At 73.0% G+C, this 21,852-nt stretch carries 14 protein-coding genes and 1 pseudogene; 10 read left to right on the top strand and 5 right to left on the bottom strand.

The window, feature by feature from the left end; translation table 11 throughout:
• On the top strand, positions 1-3,513 hold the full coding sequence (locus QQK26_RS02920) for a TM0106 family RecB-like putative nuclease (RefSeq protein ID WP_284229882.1): 3,513 nt from the start codon (positions 1-3) through the stop codon (positions 3,511-3,513).
• Here the strand turns inward: QQK26_RS02920 and QQK26_RS02915 are convergent.
• A complete protein-coding gene (locus QQK26_RS02915) occupies positions 3,477-4,136 on the bottom strand; it encodes a TetR/AcrR family transcriptional regulator (RefSeq protein WP_284229880.1) in 660 nt (219 codons plus the stop codon). The two genes, QQK26_RS02920 and QQK26_RS02915, sit on opposite strands and share 37 nt — an antisense overlap.
• A gap of 74 nt (positions 4,137-4,210) precedes the next feature.
• On the opposite strand from QQK26_RS02915, the gene QQK26_RS02910 reads away from it, so the two are divergent.
• Complete coding sequence (locus QQK26_RS02910; protein WP_284229878.1) at positions 4,211-4,927, top strand: CPBP family intramembrane glutamic endopeptidase; 717 nt, start codon at positions 4,211-4,213, stop codon at positions 4,925-4,927.
• A 43-nt stretch (positions 4,928-4,970) separates the two neighbouring features.
• Here QQK26_RS02910 and QQK26_RS02905 read toward each other — a convergent pair whose 3' ends face one another.
• Together QQK26_RS02905 and QQK26_RS02900 are read right to left on the bottom strand one after the other, a co-directional pair.
• Positions 4,971-6,671 (bottom strand): long-chain-fatty-acid--CoA ligase, encoded by a 1,701-nt coding sequence (locus QQK26_RS02905; protein ID WP_284229876.1) that lies wholly within the window; start codon positions 6,669-6,671, stop codon positions 4,971-4,973.
• A gap of 98 nt (positions 6,672-6,769) precedes the next feature.
• Complete coding sequence (locus tag QQK26_RS02900; protein ID WP_284229874.1) at positions 6,770-7,855, bottom strand: hypothetical protein; 1,086 nt, start codon at positions 7,853-7,855, stop codon at positions 6,770-6,772.
• A 91-nt stretch (positions 7,856-7,946) separates the two neighbouring features.
• Between QQK26_RS02900 and QQK26_RS02895 the strand changes: the two genes are divergently transcribed.
• Entirely contained in the window at positions 7,947-8,825 is an 879-nt protein-coding gene (locus QQK26_RS02895) for a hypothetical protein (protein ID WP_284229872.1), read from the top strand.
• An 85-nt stretch (positions 8,826-8,910) separates the two neighbouring features.
• Entirely contained in the window at positions 8,911-10,524 is a 1,614-nt protein-coding gene (locus tag QQK26_RS02890; protein ID WP_284229871.1) for a DNA polymerase Y family protein, read from the top strand.
• A 40-nt stretch (positions 10,525-10,564) separates the two neighbouring features.
• Here QQK26_RS02890 and QQK26_RS02885 read toward each other — a convergent pair whose 3' ends face one another.
• Positions 10,565-11,581 carry a magnesium and cobalt transport protein CorA gene (locus QQK26_RS02885; RefSeq protein WP_284229869.1) on the bottom strand — a complete coding sequence of 339 codons (1,017 nt, stop codon included), beginning with the start codon at positions 11,579-11,581 and terminating at the stop codon, positions 10,565-10,567.
• A gap of 244 nt (positions 11,582-11,825) precedes the next feature.
• On the opposite strand from QQK26_RS02885, the gene QQK26_RS02880 reads away from it, so the two are divergent.
• Together QQK26_RS02880 and QQK26_RS02875 are read left to right on the top strand one after the other, a co-directional pair.
• Positions 11,826-12,494: a GrpB family protein gene (locus QQK26_RS02880; RefSeq protein ID WP_284229867.1), complete on the top strand. Its 669-nt coding sequence runs from the start codon at positions 11,826-11,828 to the stop codon at positions 12,492-12,494.
• A gap of 52 nt (positions 12,495-12,546) precedes the next feature.
• Complete coding sequence (locus tag QQK26_RS02875) at positions 12,547-16,125, top strand: error-prone DNA polymerase (RefSeq protein ID WP_284229866.1); 3,579 nt, start codon at positions 12,547-12,549, stop codon at positions 16,123-16,125.
• 6 nt (positions 16,126-16,131) lie between these two features.
• Here QQK26_RS02875 and trpD read toward each other — a convergent pair whose 3' ends face one another.
• Positions 16,132-17,175 (bottom strand): anthranilate phosphoribosyltransferase, encoded by a 1,044-nt coding sequence (trpD, locus tag QQK26_RS02870; protein WP_284229864.1) that lies wholly within the window; start codon positions 17,173-17,175, stop codon positions 16,132-16,134.
• Positions 17,176-17,370: 195 nt separating this feature from the next.
• On the opposite strand from trpD, the gene ctaE reads away from it, so the two are divergent.
• The 4 genes and pseudogenes from ctaE to qcrB all read left to right on the top strand — a co-directional run bounded on the left by ctaE (position 17,371) and on the right by qcrB (position 21,542).
• Entirely contained in the window at positions 17,371-18,003 is a 633-nt protein-coding gene (gene ctaE / locus QQK26_RS02865; protein ID WP_284229862.1) for an aa3-type cytochrome oxidase subunit III, read from the top strand.
• Between the two features lie 46 nt (positions 18,004-18,049).
• Positions 18,050-18,832 (top strand): annotated as a pseudogene (gene qcrC / locus QQK26_RS02860) (cytochrome bc1 complex diheme cytochrome c subunit); the annotation flags it as partial.
• Positions 18,833-18,867: 35 nt separating this feature from the next.
• Positions 18,868-19,935 carry a cytochrome bc1 complex Rieske iron-sulfur subunit gene (qcrA, locus tag QQK26_RS02855; protein WP_284229859.1) on the top strand — a complete coding sequence of 356 codons (1,068 nt, stop codon included), beginning with the start codon at positions 18,868-18,870 and terminating at the stop codon, positions 19,933-19,935.
• Complete coding sequence (gene qcrB / locus QQK26_RS02850) at positions 19,932-21,542, top strand: cytochrome bc1 complex cytochrome b subunit (RefSeq protein WP_284229857.1); 1,611 nt, start codon at positions 19,932-19,934, stop codon at positions 21,540-21,542. The genes qcrA and qcrB overlap by 4 nt, the downstream gene beginning before the upstream one ends.
• The last annotated feature ends 310 nt before the right edge of the window (positions 21,543-21,852 follow it).

Here is a 21,852-nt window from a genome sequence, read left to right as displayed (position 1 = left end):
ATGTTCATCCGCGGGGGCTCGGTCGTCACGAGCGCGACCGACCTGTCCACCGCCTCCGCCTGCGAGTTCGCCTTCCTCCGCGCCCTCGACGCGAAGCTCGGCCGCAGCGAGGCGCTCGAGGTGGTGGACGACCCGATGCTCGTCCGTGCGGCCGGCCTGGGCGACGAACACGAGGAGCGGGTGCTGGAGGGCTACCGGCGCCGCTTCGGAGCGCACGTCCCGGGCGCGCCCGGCGGCGTGGCCGAGATCGCCCGGCCGGACGTGCTCGATGCCGACGACGTGGCCGCCCGCCGAGAGCAGGGGCTCGCGGCGATGCGCGACGGCGCCGACGTCGTCTTCCAGGCCACCTTCTCCGACGAGCGCTTCATCGGCTTCGCCGATTTCATCCTCCGGGTCCCGTCGACCGCCGCAGGCCCCGCCCGCTACGAGGTCGCGGACACCAAACTGGCCCGATCGGCCAAGGTCACCGCCCTGCTGCAGGTCGCCGCCTACTCGCAGCAGCTGCTCGATGCCGGGGTGCCGCTCGGCGCGCAGGTGCACCTGCTCCTCGGCGACGGCAGCGCCGTGGCGCACCCGCTCGACGACGTGCTGCCGGTCTACCTGCGCCGACGCGAGCGGCTCGAGGCCATCGTCGACGCGCACGTCGCGGACGGCGGACCGTTGGCGTGGGGCGACCCCCGCTTCACCGCCTGCTTCCGCTGCGCGCCGTGCACCGCCGAGCTCGAACGGCACCGCGACGTCCTCCTCGTCGGCGGCTCCCGCGTGTCGCAGCGCGGCCGGCTGCTGGAGGCCGGCATCCGCACGATCGACGCCCTCGCGGCCTCGCACGGTGCCGTCCCGGGGATCGCTGCGGGCACGCTGCACCGGCTGCGCGAGCAGGCTCGGCTGCAGCTGGCCGCGGAGCGGGACGGCCGATTGCACCACGTCGTGCACGACCCGGCCGCGCTGGCGGCGATCCCTGCCCCGGACGCGGGCGACGTGTTCTTCGACTTCGAGGGCGACCCGCTCTACGCCGAGGGCGGCCGGGACGACTGGGGCCTCGACTACCTCTTCGGCCTCGTCGAGGCGCCGGTCGACGGCGCGGCGCCGCGGTTCCGCGCGTTCTGGGCGCACGACCACGCCGAGGAGCGGCAGGCGCTCATCGACTTCCTCGACTACCTCGCCGAGCGGCGAGCCGCGCATCCCGGCATGCACGTCTACCACTACGCCGCCTACGAGCGCACGCATCTCGCCTCGCTGGCCGCCCGTCACGGCGTGGGCGAGGCGTTCGTCGACACCCTGCTGCGCGAGGAGGTGCTCGTCGACCTGTACACGGTCGTCGGTCGCAGCGTCCGCGTGTCGTCGCCCTCCTCCAGCCTCAAGAAGCTCGAACCGCTCTACATGGGCGACGACCTGCGCACGAGCGAGGTCACCACCGGGGCGGGCTCCGTCGACGCCTACGCGCACTGGCGCGAGCTGCGCGACACGGGGCGCGCGCAGGAGGCCGCGGACCTGCTCGCCGAGATCGCCGACTACAACGCCTACGACTGCCGCTCGACGCTGCGGCTGCGCGACTGGCTCCTGGAGCGCGCGGCCGAGGCTGGGGTCGTCCCCTGGTCGGCGCCGCTCGACGTGGAGGAGCCGCTGCCCAGCGCCGCCCAGATGGCGCGCGAGGAGCGCAGCCGGTTGGCCGCGCGCCTCACCGCCGGCCTCGAGCACGTCGCCCCGGCCGACCGCACGCCGGAGCAGACGGCACTCGCCCTCGCGGGTGCCGCGGTGGACTACTACGACCGCGAGCAGAAGCAGTACTGGTGGGATCACTTCGCGCGGCTCGAACAGCCGATCGAGGAGTGGGCCGACACCCGCGACGTGCTCGTCATCGAACGTGCCGAGGTCGTACGCGACTGGCATCGCGAAGGCCGCCAGCGCAGCGACCGCCGCATCCTGCGGGTCAGCGGCCAGCTCGCCCCGGGCAGCCGCATCGCGCCCGGCGGCCAGCCCTTCGCGCTCTACGACGCTCCAGGGCCGCAGCTCGGACGTCCGCTGCCGCCCACGACCCGGCCGTCGCGAGCGGTCACGGTGCAGGCGGTCGACGACGGGGTCATGGAGCTCGTCGAGACCCTGGCGGCCGGAGCCGAGCACTACGACGACCTGCCCGCCGCGCTCACCCCCGCCACCCCGCCGAAGACGGATGCGCTGGTCGCCGCGATCGCCGAATGGGCCGGCACCCTCGTGGGCGCCGATCCGCTGCCGTGCGACGCCGTCACCGACCTGCTCGTGCGCCGCGCGCCCCGCCGCCGCTCGGGCGCGCCGCTCACCCCGGTGGCGGAGGGCGACACGGCCGCCGCGATCCTCGACTCGCTGCTCGACCTCGACGACTCCTACCTCGCGGTGCAGGGCCCGCCCGGCACCGGCAAGACCTACGTCGGCTCGCGCGTGATCGCCCGCCTGGTGCGCGACCACGGCTGGACCGTCGGTGTCGTCGCGCAGAGCCACGCCGCCGTCGAGAACGTACTCGCCGGTGTCTCGCGCGCCGGGGTGCCCCGCGAGGCCATCGGCAAGCGGGGGCGTCCGCAGGATGCGGAGGACGCGCCGTGGACACCGCTCGGCGAGCGGGCCGTGCCGGAGCATCTCGCCCGTGTCGGCGGTGCCGTGCTCGGCGGCACCGCCTGGGACTTCGCGAACACCGGCCGCGTGGGGCGCGGGCAGCTCGACCTCCTCGTCGTCGACGAGGCCGGGCAGTTCTCGCTGGCGGCGACCATCGCCGCGGGGGTCTCCGCGCGCAACCTGCTGCTGCTCGGCGATCCGCAGCAGCTGCCGCAGGTGAGCCAGGGCTCGCATCCGGAGCCCGTCGACGAGTCGGCCCTCGCCTGGCTGCAGGAGGGGCACCACGTCATCCCGGCCGAGCGCGGCTACTTCCTCGCCGAGAGCTGGCGCATGCATCCGGCCGTCGCCGCGCCCGTGTCGGACCTCTCCTACGACGGCGCGCTGCACTCCCGCGAACCCGAGGCGAGCCAGCGGATGCTCGAGGGGGTCGCCCCCGGACTGCACGTGCACGCCGTCGAGCATCACGGCAACGACGTCGCGAGCGTCGAGGAGGCCGACCGGGTGGTCGCGATCGCCCGGGATGCGCTGGGACGCGCCTGGCGTGCCTCCTTGACGGCCGAGCCGCGGCCGATCGAGCAGGGCGACCTGATCGTCGTCGCGCCCTACAACGCCCAGGTGCACCTGCTGCGCGAGCGGCTCGCCGCGGCCGGCCTCGGCGAGGTGCCCGTCGGCACCGTCGATCTCTTCCAGGGCCGCGAGGCGCCGATCGCGATCCTCAGCATGACCGCCTCCAGCGACGCCGAGGTGCCCCGGGGCATCGGCTTCCTGCTCATGGCGAACCGGCTCAACGTGGCCATCTCGCGCGCGCAGTGGGCCGCGCACCTCGTGCACTCCCCCGACCTCGCCGACTTCCTGCCCGCCAAGCCGGCGGGCCTCGCCGAGCTCAGCGCCTACCTCCGGCTCCTGGCGGCGGGCGCTCCGGCCTGAGGATGCCCCGCACGCCGTGGAGCTCCCTCCGCCGGAGCACCTCGCGGGGGTCCGCCGTCGAGGAAGCGGGCGACCGATCGTTCGAGCGAGCCGGCAGGCACCGGCTCCACGAGCGCGTCCGTGGACGCGCCGTCGAGCATCCAGCGGATGGCGCGTGCAGCACTCGCGTCAGGCGCCGCCGTCCCGCTGTGCTCCGGGTCCTGGGGAAGATGCCGGCGGATGAACGCGTCGATCAGCGCGGTCTCGACGGCCAGGGCCTCCGCCACCTGCGGCAGGCGCTCGACATCGGCGACGGCGCGCACGAGCCCGGGGTAGATCGCGTCGGTGATCTCGGTCTCGACATGCGAGGCGTACCGGAGGATGGCCGCGGCACCGGCCGCCTCGGCCTCGATGGCCTGCAGCGTGCGCTCGGTGTCGCGCCTGCCCGCGTCGAGGACGCCGAGCAGCAGATCGATCTTGGTCGGGAAGTAGTGGAAGAGCGTTCCGGAGGAGATGCCCGCTCGACGATGGATCGACGCCATCGTCGCGGCGGTGAATCCCGAGGCGGCGAACTCCGCGGCCGCACTCTCGAGGATCGCGCTCCGACGTTCCTCGTACGGGCGAGTGTCGCGTCGAGCAGCCATGGCATCACGGTAACCGCCGCAGAGGCTCGAGCGCAGCACTAGAGCGGACACTCTAGAGCGGCTACGCTAGCGCGATGAACGACTCCGGTCACGTCTCGACCAAGGCAGCTCCGTCTCGCCCTCACGCCGCCCGGTGGGCGATCGCGCTGCTGGGCATCGCGCTCGCCTGGACTCCCCTGTGGCTGCCGCCCGCGGCGCGGCTCGTCGGCTGGGACGCGCGGGAGACCCTGGCGGACATCGGATTCCCGGGTCCATCCGGTGCGATCATCTGGAACGCGCTGGCGGCCGCGCTGCTCCTCGCCTGGATGGTGCTCGTGGAGCGGCGAGGGCTATCGTCCGTGCGGCTCGTCCGCCCGTCGGGCAAGGACCTCGAATGGGCCCTGATCCTCTTCGGTGCGGCGATGGCGTGGAGCTGGCTCGCGAGCCTCCTCTGGCCTCAGGACGCGCAGGACTCCGGCACCGCATCGATCGCGGCGCTCCCCGTCCTGATGGTCGTCGCGTTGATCGTCAGCGCGGCGGTCTTCGAGGAGCTGCTGTTCCGCGGCTATCCGCTCGAACGGCTCATCGAGCTCACGGGCAGGCGCTGGGTGGCCGTCGCCGCGACGATGCCGTTCTTCGTGGTGCCGCATCTCGTGGTGTTCGGGCCCATGTGGCTGCTGCTCCACGGCAGCGGGACCCTCGCCATCTACGCCCTCTACCTCTGGCGCCGCAACCTCGTCGCCTGCATGCTGCTCCACGCCGCGGTCGACGCCCCGATCCTCATCCCGACGATCGCAGCGCGCCTGGGGTGAGCCGGTGCCGCCACCCCTCGAAACCGCACGGACCCGGGCGACGCTACTTGCCGAGCGCCGCCTGCAGGCGGTCGCGCACCTCGCGACGCAGCACCTTGCCGATGAGCGAGCGCGGCAGCTCGTCGACGACGATGACGCGGCGCGGCACCTTGTAGGCGGCGAGCAGGTCGCGGCTGAACTCGCGGATCTCCTCCGGCGTCGCGCCGTCCTCCTCGCGCAGCACGACCGCGGCGGCGACCTCCTCGCCGCCGCTCGATCGCGGCAGGCCGACGACGGCCGCATCCGCCACCGCCGGATGGCGGCGCAGCACGTCCTCCACCTCGCTCGGCGCCACGTTGAAGCCGCCCGTGATGATGAGTTCCTTCTTGCGATCCACGACGGTCACGAAGCCGTCCGCCTCCATCACCACGAGGTCGCCCGTGCGCACCCAGCCGTCGGGCAGCAGGGTCTCGGCCGTCTCATCCGGTCGTCGCCAGTACCCCTGGAACACCTGCGGGCCGCGCAGCAGCAGCTCGCCGGCCTCGCCGATCGGCCGGTCGACCGAGGGATCGTCGGGGTCGACCACGCGCGCCTCCGTCGACGGGAACGGCACACCGACCGTGCCCGGCCGCCGCGTCGGGCCGATCGGGTTGCCGAGCGCCACCGGCGAGGTCTCGGTCATGCCGTAGCCCTCGACGAGCAGGCCTCCGGTCGCCGCCTCCCAGCGCTCGACCGTCGCCACGGGCAGCGCCATGGCACCCGAGATGGCGAAGCGGATGCGCGAGACGTCGACCCTGCCGCGCTCCGCCGCCCGCGCGAGGGCGTCGTAGATCGGCGGCACGGCCGGCAGGAAGGTCGGCGGCGACTTCTTCGCGGCCGCGACGACGAGGTCGAGGTCGAAGGTCGGGAAGAGCACGAGGCGCGCACCGATGCTCAGGGCGAAAGTGAGGTTCAGGGTCAGGCCGTAGGCGTGGAAGAGGGGCAGCACCCCGTAGAACACCTCCTGCCCCACGCGCAGCCCGGGCACCCAGGCGCGCCCCTGCGCGGCGTTCGCCCGCAGGTTGCCGTGGCTCAGCACGGCGCCCTTGGGGCTGCCGGTGGTGCCGCTCGTGTACTGCAGCGCGGCCGTGTCGCCGACGACCGGTCGCGGGTGCCGCTTCGACAGGCGCCGCTCGTCGACGAGCTTCCTCCACGGGAAGACCTTGCGGGCGCTCGGCGCCGCGGTGATGCGCTCGCGCGCCTCCCGGGCGCGCGGCACCGGCAGCTTGAGCGCGAGACGGGTGCCGAGCGGCATGGCCTCGGTGAGGTCGACGGCCACGATGTGCTCGGGTGCGACGTCCTCGGGGAACTCGTCGAGCGAGTCGTAGACCTTGTCCCACGCGATCGCCACCTTCGCTCCGTGGTCCTCGAACTGGTGCCGCAGCTCCCGTGGCGTGTAGAGCGGATTGTGCTCCACGACGATCGCGCCCAGGCGCAGCACCGCGTAGAACGCGACCACGTGCTGCGGGCAGTTCGGCAGGATGATCGCCACCCGGTCGCCGGCCTCGACGCCGAGGCGCTGCAGCCCCCGGGCGGCGCGCTCCACCTGCTCGCCGAGCTCGGCGTAGGTGGTCGTGCGCCCGAAGAACTCGAGGGCGACGCGGCGCTTGTGCGCGCGCACCGCGTCGTCGAGCAGGTCGACGAGCGAGCCGGTCACCGGCTCGATGTCGGTGGGCACGCCGTCGGCGTAGGACGAGAGCCAGGGGCGCTCGGTGGTGGCGGTCATCGGGTCCCTTCCGTCGGACCCGTCCACGCTAGGGGACGCGGCGGGGCGGAAGCTGCGCTGGCGGGGCGCTTCCAGGCGTCCGGTGCGCGGATGGGCCCTCAGTCGCCGGACTCGTCCCGCTCCAAGACGGGCACGGGCGTCCAGCCGGCGCCCTCGCCGTCCTCGTCGCCGTCGCGGTGCCAGTGCTCCGCCTCGCCCACCGGTTCGAGCACATCGGCGAGCCAGTGGGTCGTGTCGGGGTCCCAGCCTGCGAGCACCGTCTCCGAGCCGCCGCCGACGGCGAGACGCCGGCCGGCGGTCGCGAGATAGGCGGTGACGCTCAGGTGCACGCCGTCCCACTCCTCGGCGACACGCGCCCAGTCGGGCAGCAGCCAGCGCTCCTCGCCGCCGGTGGCGCGCCACCAGTCGTGCCGGCGGCTGGCGGTGACCTCGAGCGGGTAGCGGCCCACCAGGTCGATCCAGTCCTCGGGGCCGGCGAGCTCGAGCACGCGCGCATCGTCGCGCGGGCGCAGGCGCTGCAGGCAGGCGTCGAGCCATTCGATCTCGTCCTCGACGAGCTGCAGCCCGACCGCGCCGAAGCCGTCGAAGCCGCGGGTCGTGGCCACCAGACCGGTCGGCGCAGACCACCACTCGCCGCTCCAGGCGGAGCGCGGGTCGGCCGAGCGCAGGTCGGCGCGGGCCTGCTCGGCGTCGAGGCCGGCCCGCCACTGCGCGATCGCGGCGGCGCTGCGTCCGAGCTCGGGCGGTGCGGCGTGGCTGTGCTCCACGAACGCCACGTGGTGCTGCGTCGCCCGGTCGATCGGGGCGGACCACCATGCGGCGGCGGGTGAGTCGCCGAGCGCGCGGGCGACCGGATGCAGGGCCGTCAGCACCTCCGGACCGGCCAGCAGGCGGTCCTCGGCGTCGGGCTGCTGCCAGTAGGTGGCCCAGCGCACGGCCTCGCGCAGCGCGGGCAGGAAGGCGCGCGGGCTCTCCTCGTACGAGGTGGTGACCACCTCGGTCGCGTCGAGCGAGTCGACGAGCTGTCGCAGCAGGCCCGCATCGCCGGGCTCGAAGCCGGCACGGGCGATCTGCTCCCAGAGCTCGAGGCTCCGGTTGGTGAGGATCGCCGCGCAGAGACGCCGTCCGCGCGGCCCGCGCAGCACCGCGTCGGCGAAGGCCTCAGCCGCGTCCCCGTGCTCCATGATCAGGATCGTAGGGCGATCCGAGCCTCTCGTCAGCCGAGGTTCCCGCGTCCGACCGGCGATGTCGGTGGCTGTTGACTTAATCGAACACATGTTCGAGCATGACGAGGTGAACGCCGCCGCGCAGCATCTGCCAGCCGGACCGGCACCCGAGGTTCCGGCGCCGGCTCGCTCGAGCCTGCGCGCCGTGCCGCGCGCCCCGCGCGACGCCGCCGAGCGCGACGGCGCCGTGCGCGAGCTGCAGTCGCGCATCAGCGCCATGCAGCGCACCCGCATCGACGACCGCGCCGCCCTGCCGACCGCGGCGGCGATCGCCCCCGCGCTGCCCGGCGGCGCCCTGCGAGCCGGGTCGGTCTACTCGCTGCCCGAGCCCGGCGCGGCCGGCACGCTCTCGCTGGGGCTGGCGATGCTCGCCGAGGCGAGCCGGGCGGGGCTTTGGTGCGGCGCGGTCGGGCTGCCCGATCTGGCGCCCGAGGCCGCGGCAGCCCTGGGCATCGACCTGCGCCGGCTCGTGCTCGTGCCGCGACCCGGCGAGCAGTGGCTGCGGGTGACGGCCGCGGTGGCCGACGCCCTCGATCTGGTGCTCGTGCACCCCGGCGGCGCGGCGGCCTCCTCGAGTGCGGCAGCGGATGCGGCGCTCGGCCGCCTCGCCGCCCGCCTGCGCGAGCGGGGCGCGAGCCTCGTGGCGCTCGGCGCCTGGCCCGGCAGCGAGGCGGTGCTGCGCGTGGCCGGGGCGCGCTGGTCGGGGCTCGGCACCGGCCACGGCCTGCTGCAGCGGCGCGAGCTGCGCGTCGAGACCGCCTCGCGCGGCGGGCGGATGCAGCGCGCCACGATCGTGCTGCCCGGCGCGGGGGCGACGGCTTCTACGGCGACCCTCGACGATCTGGGCGCGGACGTCGCTGCGGCGGCTCGCGAGCCCGCCGCGCTGCCGACTGCGGGCGTCGAGCATCGGACGGCGGCGGTGTCATGAGCCCTCTCGGAGCACGGGCGACGCGCCTCGATCCGCCCCGCGGGTCCCGGCGGATGCGCGCGACGAACCCCTCCGGAGGCCCGCCATGAGCCCCGGCCCGTCACCGTGGGATCGGGCACCCGCGGCCCGCAGCGGTCGCGCACCGGCCGCCGAGCCGGTCCGCACGATGCTGCTGTGGGTGCCCGACTGGCCCGTGCTCGCGGCGGTGGCGGATGCGGGGCACGACCCCGCGCATCCGCTCGCGCTCATCGAGAAGGGCGTCGTGCTCGCCTGCTCCCCCGCCGCCCGCGCGGAGGGCGTGCGCCGCGGGCAGCGGCTGCGCGATGCGCAGTCGCGCTGCCCGGCGCTGCGCCCGCTGCCCTACGACCCGGGCGCCGACCACCGCGCCTTCGAGCCGGTGCTCGACCGCATTGAGGCGGTCATGCCCGGCGTGCAGGCCATCCGGCCCGGGCTCTGCGCGCTGCGCGCCCGCGGACCCACCCGGTTCTACGGCGGCGAGGCTGCGGCCGGGGCTGAGCTGCTGCGGGCCGTGGCAGTGCCCGGCGCCCGCCTCGGCATCGCCGAGGGGCCGTACACCGCCGAGCAGGCGGCGCGGGCGGCCGAGGCCGGCGGCGTGCTCGCCGTGCCGCCCGGCGAGGGCGCCGCCTTCCTCGCAGGACTCCCGGTGTCGGCGCTCGGCGACGAGGAGCTCGCCGCGCTGCTGCGCCGACTCGGGGTGCGCACCCTGGGCGGCTTCGCCGCGCTCGAGGCCGCGGCGGTGCGCGACCGCTTCGGTGAGGCCGGGGCGCGGGCGCACGCGCTCGCGGCGGGGCGCGACCCTCGCGCCGTGCAGCCGCGGGTGCCGCCGCCCGAGCTCGAGGTGGCCCTCGCCTTCGAGCCTCCGCTCGACCGGGTCGACCAGCTCGCCTTCGCCGCCCGGCAGCCGGCCGAGCGCTTCATCGCCGGCCTGCGCGGCGCCGGGCTCGCGTGCACCAGCCTGCGCGTGGTGATCGACGACGAGGCCGGTGGGCGCAGCGAGCGCGCCTGGCTGCACCCGCGCTGGTTCTCGCCGGGCGATGTCGTCGACCGGCTGCGCTGGCAGCTGCAGGGGGCCATGCGCGGCGGGGAGCAGCTCGGTGCGCCGATCACGGGCGTGCGGCTCGTGCCCGACGAGGCCGACGAGCTCGGCAACCACGAGCAGGGGCTTTGGGGCGGTGCGCCCGAGGAGCGCGTACACTCCGCCCTCAGCAGGGTGCAGAGCCTGCTCGGCCACGAGGCCGTCGTCACCGCGGCGGTCGGCGGCGGACGGCTGCTCGACGAGCGCCGCGTGCTGGTGCCCTGGGGCGAGGCGGAGGATTCGGGGATCCGCCCCGCGGGCGCCGCCCCGGGCGCCCCCTGGCCGGGCTCGCTGCCCGGCCCCACGCCGGCCACGGTCTTCGCCGAGCCGCCGCCGGTGCTGCTGCTCGACGAGACCGGCGAGCCCGTGCGGGTCGACGAGCGCGGGGCGCTCAGCGCGCCGCCCTCGCTCTTCGCCCCCGCCGAGCGCCGCGCGACGAGCGACGTGCGCGCCTGGGCCGGCCCCTGGCCGTTGCAGCAGCGCTGGTGGGACCCGGCGCGCCACCGCGCCGCGCAGCGGCTGCAGCTCGTCGAGGCCGACGGCACCGCCTGGCTGCTGCTGCTCGAGGAGGGCCGCTGGCGGGCCGAGGGGCGCTACGACTGACGGCCCAGCGCCATTTGACCGCCCAGCACCGCTTGGCAGCTCAGAGCCACTTGCGCCGCTTGAAGACCACCCAGAACAGCACCCCGACCCCGAGCATCGCCCCGAGCGCCGCCGGGTAGCCCCACACCCAGTGCAGCTCGGGCATGACGCGGAAGTTCATGCCGTAGACCGCCGCGATCATCGTCGGGGCGAAGAGGATCGCCGCCCACGCCGAGATCCGCTTCGACTGCTCGGCCTGGCGCACGCTCGCCTCGCTGAGCTGCTCCATCTGCTCGTTCTGGCGCTGGCTCACCAGTGTCGAGTGCACGGTCAGGGCGTTCTGCAGCAGCGTGCTGAACGCATCCGCCCGCTCCGAGACCCGGCGCACCCGCCCGCCGACGGCGTGCAGGGCGCGGCGCACCGCATCCGCCGTCCCCTCCTCCTGCGCCCGCTCGGCGAGCGCGTCGACGATGTCGGCGAGCGGATGCACGGACTTCTGGAACCGGATCACCTCCCGCAGCAGCTCGTAGCTGCGCCGCGACACGTGCTCGTCGCCACCGAAGAGCTGCTCCTCGATCTCGTCGATGTCCTGCTCGAGGCCGGCGACGACGGGCGCGTAGTCCTCCACCACCTGGGCGAGCAGCGCGCCGAGCACGCGGGTGGCGCCATTGGCGAGCCACTCCGGATGCGCCTCGAGCCGGTTCCGCACCGCCGCGATGTCGGGGGCGTCGCCGTGCCGCACGGTGACCACGAGATCGTCGCGCAGCAGCACGTGCAGCTCGTCGAAGCGCACCGCCTCGGCCGCGTCGTCGTAGCGGGCGGGTCGCAGCACGAGGTGCAGCGCGTCGCCGAGGCGCTCCAGACCCGAACGGTGGTGCGGCGCGAGCGCGTGGCCGACGAAGGGCTCATCCACACCGAACTCCGTGGCGACGGCGTGCAGTTCTTCGGAAGTGGGGTCGTCGAGCGCGATCCAGGCGAAGCCGCCGCGCTCGCCGGCCAGCTCGAAGGCCTCGTCGAGGCTCGTGGGGTCAGCCGTGCGGTGACCGTCGGCGTAGATGGCGAGGTCCACGATGGGCATGCCGCGATCCTAGGCGGGCGGCTCCTGCTCAGCCCCGCGCGGCCCACCAGGCGGCGACCGCGTCGAGCGCGCCCGCCGCCCCGCGCAACTCAGCGCCGAGGCGACGACTCAGCACCGTCGGGCGCGCTGAGTTGTCGCGACGGTGCTGAGTCATCGCCTGCGACGAGCGGATGCGCGCGAGCGGATGCGCGCGGCGCGCAGGCCGGCCGTTGCCGCAGCGCCGAGAGGTCGGTAGCGTCCGCTCGTGACCGACGAGACGAATCCCGCCGCCCTGGTCGAGCATCGGGCCGAATGGGCCCCGCAGGCATCATGGCTGCTCGCCCGCCTGAGGCATGCGCTCGATGACGTGGAAGGCGCCGCCGACGCCGCGCTCGACCACATCGGCTCGACCTCCGTGCCCGGTCTCGCGGCCAAGCCGTTCATCGATCTCCAGCTGCGCATCGCGCCGCTCCCCGACGAGGCCGCCCTCGTCGAGAGGCTCGAACCGCTCGGCTACGTGCGGGCCCGCGGCTCCCGTCCCGACTCCCCCGGCGTGGACCGCGACCTGCCGCGAGGCTCGATCGAGGCCGATCCCGCGGTGTGGGAGAAGCTGCTGTTCTGGCATGAGGAGGAGCAGGCGATCCTGCACGTCAGGCGCTCGGATTCGCCGTGGGGTCTCTACACGGTCTGGTTCCGCGATTGGCTGCGGGCCGAGCCGAGCGCTCGCGAACGCTACGAAGCCGTCAAGCGCGCGCTCAGCGCCCAGCAGGTCGGACGAGCCGACTACGACGACTACACGCTCGGCAAGACGGAGTTCTTCGACCAGGTGCAGCGCGAGTTCGAGGCCCGGGCCGCGACCGACCGACCGAGGGGAGGCGTAGGTCCAGGCCGGCTTCCGCAGTCGACTTGCGCAACTCGAACATGCATTCGATAGTGGAGGCGGATGCGGGCAGCCGCATCCGCGATGCATCGAGGAGGCAGACTCCATGGCCTTCAGGAACCCGCCGCAGCCCTGGTCGGAGATCGAGCGCCGGCTCTCGGCCACCCGCCGACCCTCCGCGCCCGGTGAGCACGACGCGACGGGCGCCGCGGGCGGGCAGCCGCCGCCGACCCCCTCCGCGCACGGCACACGCAGCGACCGCTCCGACCGCATCCGCTCGTCGGCGCGCCCGCGGCCCAGCGGCATCGACGCCGCCACCGAGATCGCGGTGGAGCACCCCTCGGGCTTCACCGGCCGCGATGGCGGCGACGGCCCCGCCTTCTCACGCAAGCGCGCGCACTACGACGCCCCCGAGGTCGAGCGCCCCGTCGGCACCGTGCCCTACGCCGAGCTGCACGCGCACTCGAGCTACAGCTTCCTCGACGGCTCGAGCTCGCCCGAGCAGCTCGTCGAGGAGGCCGTGCGGCTGGGCCTCACCGCGCTCGCGATCACCGATCACGACGGCTTCTACGGCGCCGCGCGCTTCGCCGAGGCGGCCGAGGCGCACGGACTCGCGACCGTCTACGGCGCCGAGCTCTCGATCGGGCTCGCCGCCCCGCAGCAGGGCGTCGCCGATCCCGAGGGCGAGCATCTGCTGCTGCTGGCCCGCGGCGCCGAGGGCTACCACGCGCTCGCCGGCGCGATCACCGACGCGCAGCTCGCCGACGGCGCCGAGAAGGGTCGTCCCGTCTACGACGTCGAGGCGCTGGCCGAGCGCGTGCGCGGCAGCGTCGTGGCGCTCACCGGCTGCCGCAAGGGACGGGTGCGGCGGGCGCTCGGAGCAGCGGATGCGGCCGGCCGCGAGGCCGCGGGCATCGCGCTCGACGAGCTGGTCGCCCTCTTCGGCACCGAGCACGTGGTCGTGGAGCTCACCGCCCACGGCGACCCGCTGGACGACCCGCGCAACGACGCCCTCGCCGCCCTCGCCGCGGCGCGGGGGCTGTCGACCATCGCCGCCGGCAACGCCCACTTCGCGCGCCCCGAGGGGCACCGGCTCGCCGAGGCCCTCGCGGCGGTGCGGGCGCGGCGCAGCCTCGACGATCTCGACGGCTGGCTGCCGGCGACGGCGGGGGCGCACCTGCGCTCCGGCGAGGAGATGGCCGCCCGCTTCATCCGCTACCCCGGCGCCGTCGAGCGCACTGTCGAGCTCGCCGAGCGGCTGGCCTTCCCGCTCAAGAAGGCCTCGCCGGGCCTGCCGAAGCTCGACGTGCCGGAGGGCCACACGCCGATGAGCTGGCTGCGCGCGCTCGTCGCCGAGCGGCTGCCCGCCAAGTACGCCCACGTCGACGCCGAGACCTACGCGGCGATCGAGGCCCGGGTCGCGAGCGAGCTCGACGTGATCGAGGCGAAGGACTTCCCCGGCTACTTCCTCATCGTCGAGGACATCGTGCGCTTCGCGCGCGATCGCGGCATCCTCTGCCAGGGCCGCGGCTCGGCCGCCTCGAGCGTCGTCTGCTACGTGCTGAGCATCACCGCGGTCGACGCCTTCCTCTTCCAGCTGCCCTTCGAGCGCTTCCTCTCGAGCCTGCGCGACGAGGAGCCCGACATCGACGTCGACTTCGACTCGAGCCGTCGCGAGGAGGCGATCCAGTACGTCTACGAGCGCTACGGCCGCCGCAACGCCGCCCAGGTCGCGAACGTCATCACCTACCGGCCGCGCAACGCCGTGCGCGACATCGCGAAGGCGCTCGGCTTCAGCCCCGGCCAGCAGGACGCCTGGTCGAAGAACGTGGAGGCCTACGGACCGCTGCCCGCAGCCGAGACCGGCGTGCCGCTGCCGGTGCTCGAGCTCGCGGACGAGCTGCTGAAGTCCCCGCGTCACCTCGGCATCCACTCCGGCGGCATGGTGCTCACCGACCGCCCCGTCGGCGAGGTCGTGCCGATCGAGAAGGCGCGGATGGCCGACCGCACCGTGCTGCAGTGGGACAAGGACGACTGCGCCTACATGGGCCTGGTCAAGTTCGACCTGCTCGGCCTCGGCATGCTCTCGGCGCTCAACCACTGCTTCGAGCTCGTCGCCGAGCACCTCGACGAGCGGTGGACCCTCGACACCCTGCCGAAGGAGGAGCCCGCGGTCTACGACATGCTCGCGACCGCCGACTCGATCGGCGTCTTCCAGGTGGAGAGCCGTGCCCAGATGGGCACGCTCCCCCGCCTGCAGCCGCGCAGGTTCTACGACCTCGTCATCGAGATCGCCCTCATCCGGCCCGGGCCGATCCAGGGCGGCGCGATCCACCCCTACATCCGCCGCAAGCTGGGGCAGGAGACGATCGAGTACACGCATCCGAAGCTCATCCCCGTGCTCGAGAAGACCTGCGGGGTGCCGATCTTCCAGGAGCAGCTCATGCAGATGGCCGTCGCCATCGGCAACTGCTCCGCCGAGGACGCCGACCAGCTGCGCCGCGCGATGGGCTCGAAGCGGGGCCGCGAGCGCATCGACACCCTCAAGAGCAAGCTCTACGCGGGCATGGCCGAGAACGGCCTCGACGAGGAGACCTCGAACGCGATCTACGACAAGATCCAGGCGTTCGCCGACTTCGGCTTCGCCGAGAGCCACAGCCTGAGCTTCGGCCTGCTCGTCTACGCGAGCAGCTGGCTCAAGCTGCACTACCCGGCCGCCTTCCTCGCCGCCCTGCTGCGCTCGCAGCCGATGGGCTTCTACTCGAGCCAGACGCTGACGGCGGATGCACGCCGCCACGGGGTGCGCACCCTGCGGCCCGACGTGCAGCGCTCCGCCGCCCAGCCGGGCCTCGAGCGCATCGAGGAGGGCGACGGACCGACCGGGCTGAGCGGATGCGCCGAGCGCGCCCAGCCGCCCGTGCCCGAGCGCTTCGACCGTGCGAGCACCGCCGCGCTCCCGTCCCACCGCCGCGACGGACGCCATGCGGTGCGCCTCGGCCTCGCGGACGTCTCCGGCATGAGCGAGCAATCCGCCCAGCGGATCGTGGACGCCCGCGAGCAGGACGGCCCCTTCCGGGACCTGCACGACCTGGCGCGCCGCGCGCGGCTCACGAGCGCGCAGATCGAGGGCCTCGCCGGCGCGGGCGCGCTCGAGAGCCTCGGCGTCGGGGCGCGCGAGGGGATCTGGGAGGCGGGTCGTGCCGCGCGCGAACGGCCGGAGCAGCTGCCGCACACCGCGGTGTCCGTGCAGCTGCCGCTGCTGCCCGCGCCGAGCGGCGCGGAGCAGACGGCGTTCGATCTCTGGGCGACCGGGATCACGCCCGACGGGCATCCCGTGCAGCATCTGCGCACGCGTCTGCGCCGTCGCGGGGCCCTGGACGTCGCAGCGCTCGCCACAGCCGAGTCCGGCCGCCGGATCGAGGTCGGCGGCGTGGTCACGCACCGCCAGCGCCCGGCGACCGCGGGCGGCATGACCTTCATGAACATCGAGGACGAGACGGGCATGCTCAACGTCATCTGCAGCGTGGGCGTCTGGGGCCGGTACCGCACGATCGCTCGCGGCAGTCCTGCGCTCATCGTGCGCGGCATCCTCGAGCGCAGTCCGGAGGGCGTGATCAACCTGGTGGCCGACCGCTTCGAGACTCTCGACGTGGGCGTCCGCACCCGGTCCCGCGACTTCCAGTAGCGGGCGTCAGCCGCCGATCCACTGGTCGAGCTTCGCGATCGCGGCGCCGGAGTCGATCGTCGCCGCGGCGACCGCGAGCTGCTCGCGCAGCCGATCGAGCAGCGGCCGGTCGGCCTGCGCCGGATCCTCGGCGAGCCGGAAGGCGACGAGGCCGGCCGCGGCGTTCAGCAGCACGATGTCGCGCACGGGACCGGATGCGCCGGCGAGCGTCTCGCGGGCGATGCGCGCGTTCTCCTGCGCGTCCCCGCCGAGCAGGTCCTCGATGGCCGCCAGGGCGATGCCGAGGTCGCGAGGGTCCAGGTCGTGCTCGGTGACGGAGCCGCGGCTGACCTCCCAGATGTGGCTGTGCCCGGTGGTCGTCAGCTCGTCGAGCCCGTCGTCGCCGCGGAAGACGAGCGCCGTGGCACCGCGCGTGCGGAACACGCCGACCACGAGCGGCACCTTCTCCAGCGAGGAGACGCCGACCGCGCTCGCCTCCGGGCGCACCGGGTTGACCAGCGGGCCGAGGAAGTTGAAGACGGTCGGGATGCCGAGCTCCCCACGGGTCACGGCCGCGTGGCGGAATCCGGGGTGGAACTTGGCCGCGAAGGCGAAGGTGATGCCGACCCTCTCGAGGTTCGCCGCCACCTGCTCCGGCTCGAGGTCGAGGTCGACGCCGAGCGCGGCGAGCACGTCCGAACTGCCGGATCGGCTGCTCGCAGCGCGGTTGCCGTGCTTCACGACGGGCACCCCGGCCGCGGCGATGACCACTGCGGCCATCGTCGACACGTTGACCGTGCCGACCTGGTCGCCGCCCGTGCCGACGATGTCGACCGCCATGCTCGGCAGGGGCAGCGGCACGGCGTGCGCGAGGATCGCGTCCCGGAACCCGACGATCTCGTCGACCGTCTCCCCCTTCGCACGCAGCGCGACCAGGAACCCGGCGAGCTGCGACGGGCTGGCCGCGCCGAGCATGACCTGCTCCATGCACCAGGTGGCCTCGGCGATGCTCAGGTCGCGCCCTTCGAGGAGGGCGCCCAGGATGCCGGACCAGCTGTGCTCGGTGCTCATGCGATCACCCTAGCGACGCCCCGGAGGCCTCTCCGGCGCCGCGACGCGCCGCTCACGCGAATCCGTTCCGACGACTTCCCGAGCGCGCCTCCCCCGCCGTTGCGGCGATGGGACCCCCGGCACCCTCGTGAGATGTTCGACATCACGTCGAAGCAAGGGCAGCCTTAGTAAACGCCGAGAGCGAAATCCCGCATAATGGACCCCGTGACAAGCACCTCTCTGGAGCGGTCGGCCGCCGTCGTGAACCGACCCAATACCGTGGCCGTCGGCACGATCGTGTGGCTCGGCAGCGAAGTCATGTTCTTCGCTGGCCTCTTCGCGATCTACTTCACGCTGCGCTCGATGTCCCCCGAGCTCTGGGCCGGCGAGGCCGGACTGCTCAACGTGCCCTGGGCCTTCACGATCACGGTCGTGCTCGTGCTCTCGTCGGTCACGATGCAGTTCGGCGTGTTCGCCGCCGAGCGGCTCCAGCCGCACGCGACGGGCTGGAAGCCCACCCAGTGGGGCATGGTCGAGTGGTTCTTCCTGAGCTTCGCGCTCGGAGCCTTCTTCGTCGCCGGCCAGACCTACGAGTACGCGGTGCTCGTGAGCGAGCACGTCACGCTGAGCTCGAACGCCTACGGCTCGGCCTTCTACATCACGACCGGCTTCCACGGCCTCCACGTGCTCGGCGGTCTCATCGCGATGCTGCTCGTGATCGGCCGCGCCTACTCGGCGAAGCGCTTCGGTCACAAGGAAGCCACCAGCGCCATCGTCGTGTCCTACTACTGGCACTTCGTCGACGTGGTCTGGATCGGCCTGTTCATCGTCATCTACTTCCTGAAGTAAGCACCCAGAGGATCACCGAAGCCATGGCGAAGACCCCCGAGCCCGCACCGCGAAGAAGACCGGCCGTCGGCACCCGCTTGCCGCCGCCGCTCTCATCGTGATCGGCCTGCTGAGCACCGGCGGCGCGTACGCCGCCTTCGGTGCGACCGCGACCGCCGACGAGACGACCGCCGTGTCGCAGTCGACCCTCGACGAGGGCGAGAAGCTCTTCGCCGCGAACTGCGCCACCTGCCACGGCGCAGCACTCGAGGGCACCGAGGCGGGCCCGTCACTGCACGGCGTCGGCGCCGCCTCCGTCGACTTCCAGGTGGGCACGGGCCGCATGCCCATGGCCTTCGACGGCGCCCAGGCCGAGCGCAAGCCCGTGCAGTTCACCGATGAGCAGGTCAAGGCGCTCGCCGCCTACGTTGCCTCCATCTCGCCCGGCCCGGCCATCCCCGACGAGGAGTACCTCCAGGGCGACACGGACGCGGCGAACGGCGCCGAGCTGTTCCGCATCAACTGCGCGATGTGCCACAACGTGGCCGGCGCGGGTGGCGCGCTCACCGAGGGCAAGTTCGCCCCGCCGCTCGGCGGCGTCGCGCCCGAGCACATCTACGAGGCCATGGTCACCGGACCGCAGAACATGCCGGTCTTCAACGACATGAACCTCTCGCCCGCCGACAAGGCCGACATCATCAGCTATCTGACCTACGTCGACGACAACTCGAGCCCCGGCGGCTTCGAGCTGGGCAGCCTCGGCCCCGTCGCCGAGGGTCTGTTCATCTGGATCTTCGGACTCGGAGCCGTCATCGCCATCACGGTCTGGTTGACCGCGAAGGCGAACTGAGGCACCGGCACCAAGCTTCCGAGAAAGGGAAGAGCATGTCACAGCACGACGACGAAGCCACGGGCTCGGCCGTCGAGGCGCACACGCCGCGCGAGGTCTCGATCGGCACCGCGGTCGCGAACTCCGACGCCGTGGAGAACCCCGGTCTGCCGCCGCACCGCGAGCGGGTCACCGATCTCGACCCGCGCAAGGACCGGCAGATGTCGCGTCGCGTGGTCGCCCTCTTCCTGTTCTCGATCCTCGCGAGCATCTTCGCGATCGTCGCCTACTTCGTCTGGCCGATCGACGTCAGCGTCGAGGGCTTCGGCACGATCCGCAACAACAACATGGCGATCGGCATCGGTCTGGCCTTCGCGCTGCTCGCGATCGGCACGGGCGTCGTCCTGTGGGGCAAGAACCTCATGAGCGGCGAGGAGTTCGTCGAGCAGCGCCACGGCACGCGCGGCACCGACGAGGTCCGCGCGAAGGTCGTGAAGATCTTCGACGACGCCAACAAGGAGTCCGGCTTCGGCCGTCGCAAGCTCATCCGCAACACCCTCTTCGGCGCCATCGCAGCCTGGCCGCTTCCGGCGATCTTCCTCTTCCGCGACCTCGCGCCGGCCGCGGAACCGCACGAGCTGCTGCGCCACACGATGTGGGATGCGGGCATCCGTCTCGTGCGCGACCCCGACGGCACGCCCATCCGCGCCGCGGACGTCACCATCGGCTCGGCCTTCCATGTGATCCCCGAGAACCTCGAGGAAGCCGACCACGTGCTCGACGCGAAGGCCAAGGCCGTCGTGCTGCTCATGCGTCTCAACCCCGCTGAGCTCAACGAGCGCGAGGACCGCAAGGACTGGTCGTACGACGGTATCGTCGCGTACTCCAAGATCTGCACCCACGTCGGCTGCCCCGTCGCGCTCTACGAGCAGCACACGCACCACCTGCTCTGCCCCTGCCACCAGTCCCAGTTCGACGTCGCCAACCACGCGGCGGTGATCTTCGGACCGGCCGCCCGCCCCCTGCCGCAGCTGCCCATCGAGGTGGACGCCGAGGGCTACCTGGTCGCCAAGAGCGACTTCACCGAACCCGTCGGCCCGAGCTTCTGGGAGCGCGAGCGTTGAGCACCTCCACCGTCACCCCGCAGACGCGCGGCAGCCGTTTCACGGCCGCGGCCGCGAACTACCTCGACGAGCGCACGAGCATCTCCGGCGCCGTCAAGGAGCTCGGCCGCAAGATCTTCCCGGACCACTGGTCCTTCATGCTCGGCGAGGTCGCGCTCTACAGCTTCGTCGTCATCCTGCTCTCGGGTACCTTCCTCACCTTCTTCTTCGACCCGTCGATGACCGAGGTGTACTACGACGGCGAGTACATGCCGCTCTCCGGCATCCACATGTCGGTCGCGTACCACTCCTCGCTCGACCTCTCCTTCGAGGTCCGCGGCGGTCTGCTGATGCGTCAGGTGCACCACTGGGCTGCGCTGCTCTTCGTCGCCTCGATCGGCCTGCACATGCTGCGCGTGTTCTTCACCGGCGCGTTCCGCAAGCCGCGTGAGATCAACTGGGTCATCGGCTTCGTGCTCTTCGTGCTCGCCATGGCCGAGGGCTTCACCGGCTACTCGCTGCCCGACGATCTGCTCTCCGGCAACGGTCTGCGCATCATCGACGGCATGCTCAAGGGCCTGCCCGTGGTCGGCGTCTGGATCTCGTACTTCCTCTTCGGCGGGGAGTTCCCCGGCGTCGAGGTCATCCCGCGCCTCTACGTGCTGCACATCATGCTGCTGCCGGCGATCCTCATCGTCACGCTGGCGCTGCACATGGTGCTCCTCATCGTGAACAAGCACACGCAGTTCGCCGGCCCCGGCCGCACGAACGAGAACGTCGTCGGCGTGCCGATCCTCCCGCACTTCGCGGCGAAGGCCGGCGGCTTCTTCTTCCTCGTCTTCGGCGTGATCATGCTGATCGCCACGTTCTTCACGATCAACCCGATCTGGAACTACGGCCCCTACGACCCCTCCCCCGTCTCCGCCGGAACCCAGCCCGACTGGTACATCGGTTTCGCGGACGGCGCGCTGCGTCTTGCACCGCCGAACTGGGACGTGCACGTCTTCGGCTACACGCTGCCCTTCGGCATCCTCGTGCCGATGATCGCCCTGGTGGGCCTGCTCGTGGTCGTCGCCATCTACCCCTTCCTCGAGGCGTGGATCACCGGCGACAAGCGCGAGCACCACATCGCGGACCGCCCGCGCAACGCACCGACCCGCACTGCGATCGGCGCCGCCGGTGTCACGTTCTACGCGGTCATGTGGGCCGCGGCGAGCTCCGACATCATGGCGACCCACTTCATGCTCACCATGGAGGGCGTGATCCACACCCTGCAGGCGCTGCTCTTCGTGGGTCCGGTCATCGCCTACATCGTCACGAAGCGCATCTGCCTCGGCCTGCAGAAGAAGGACCGCGAGATCGCCCTGCACGGCTTCGAGTCCGGACGCATCGTGCGCATGCCCGGCGGCGCCTACATCGAGGTGCACGAGCAGCTCGACGAGTACGAGCGCTGGCGTCTGGTCAGCTACACCGACTACGCGCCGCTCATGATCCGTCCGAACGCCAAGGGTCGCATCACCGCGACCCAGCGGGCGCGGGCCGCGCTCTCGCGCTGGTTCTTCGAGGACCGGATCGTCCCGCCCACCAAGGGCGAGATCGAGCACGCCAAGGAGCACGGCCACCACTGATCGGCCGCTCCTGATCGAGACACGGCGGGCCCGGGATGTTCATCCCCCGGGCCCGCCGTACGTTCGCGGACGGGGGCCGCCGTACGTTCACGGACGGGGCCTTCGTACGTTCACGGACGGGCCCGTCATACCGTGAGCCGTCCGGTGGCCAGCCGAGGACGACGAGCCCTTGAGCGGGTCCTCTCCTCCGCTCCACCGCGATATCCATCGCGGCTTCCCTCGTCAGCGCGAGCGGTAGGGACACGTAGGGGCACGGTCGCCCTCGTGGTCGACCGCAGGCGCGGTGCAGCGCTGTCCGTCGACGTGCAGT

This window comes from Arenivirga flava, from assembly GCF_030161575.1.
Taxonomy (GTDB): Bacteria; Actinomycetota; Actinomycetes; order Actinomycetales; family Microbacteriaceae; genus Arenivirga; species Arenivirga flava.
This window is presented reverse-complemented; position numbering and strand designations above follow the sequence as displayed.

Bases quoted from the DNA above. Each gene is read 5' to 3' on its own strand.
- QQK26_RS02920 (WP_284229882.1), top strand. From the start codon at position 1: ATGTTCATCCGCGGGGGCTCGGTCGTCACGAGCGCGACCGACCTGTCC.
- QQK26_RS02915 (WP_284229880.1), bottom strand. From the start codon at position 4,136: ATGGCTGCTCGACGCGACACTCGCCCGTACGAGGAACGTCGGAGCGCG.
- QQK26_RS02910 (WP_284229878.1), top strand. From the start codon at position 4,211: ATGAACGACTCCGGTCACGTCTCGACCAAGGCAGCTCCGTCTCGCCCT.
- QQK26_RS02905 (WP_284229876.1), bottom strand. From the start codon at position 6,671: ATGACCGCCACCACCGAGCGCCCCTGGCTCTCGTCCTACGCCGACGGC.
- QQK26_RS02900 (WP_284229874.1), bottom strand. From the start codon at position 7,855: ATGGAGCACGGGGACGCGGCTGAGGCCTTCGCCGACGCGGTGCTGCGC.
- QQK26_RS02895 (WP_284229872.1), top strand. From the start codon at position 7,947: ATGTTCGAGCATGACGAGGTGAACGCCGCCGCGCAGCATCTGCCAGCC.
- QQK26_RS02890 (WP_284229871.1), top strand. From the start codon at position 8,911: ATGAGCCCCGGCCCGTCACCGTGGGATCGGGCACCCGCGGCCCGCAGC.
- QQK26_RS02885 (WP_284229869.1), bottom strand. From the start codon at position 11,581: ATGCCCATCGTGGACCTCGCCATCTACGCCGACGGTCACCGCACGGCT.
- QQK26_RS02875 (WP_284229866.1), top strand. From the start codon at position 12,547: ATGGCCTTCAGGAACCCGCCGCAGCCCTGGTCGGAGATCGAGCGCCGG.
- trpD (WP_284229864.1), bottom strand. From the start codon at position 17,175: ATGAGCACCGAGCACAGCTGGTCCGGCATCCTGGGCGCCCTCCTCGAA.
- ctaE (WP_284229862.1), top strand. From the start codon at position 17,371: ATGGACCCCGTGACAAGCACCTCTCTGGAGCGGTCGGCCGCCGTCGTG.
- qcrA (WP_284229859.1), top strand. From the start codon at position 18,868: ATGTCACAGCACGACGACGAAGCCACGGGCTCGGCCGTCGAGGCGCAC.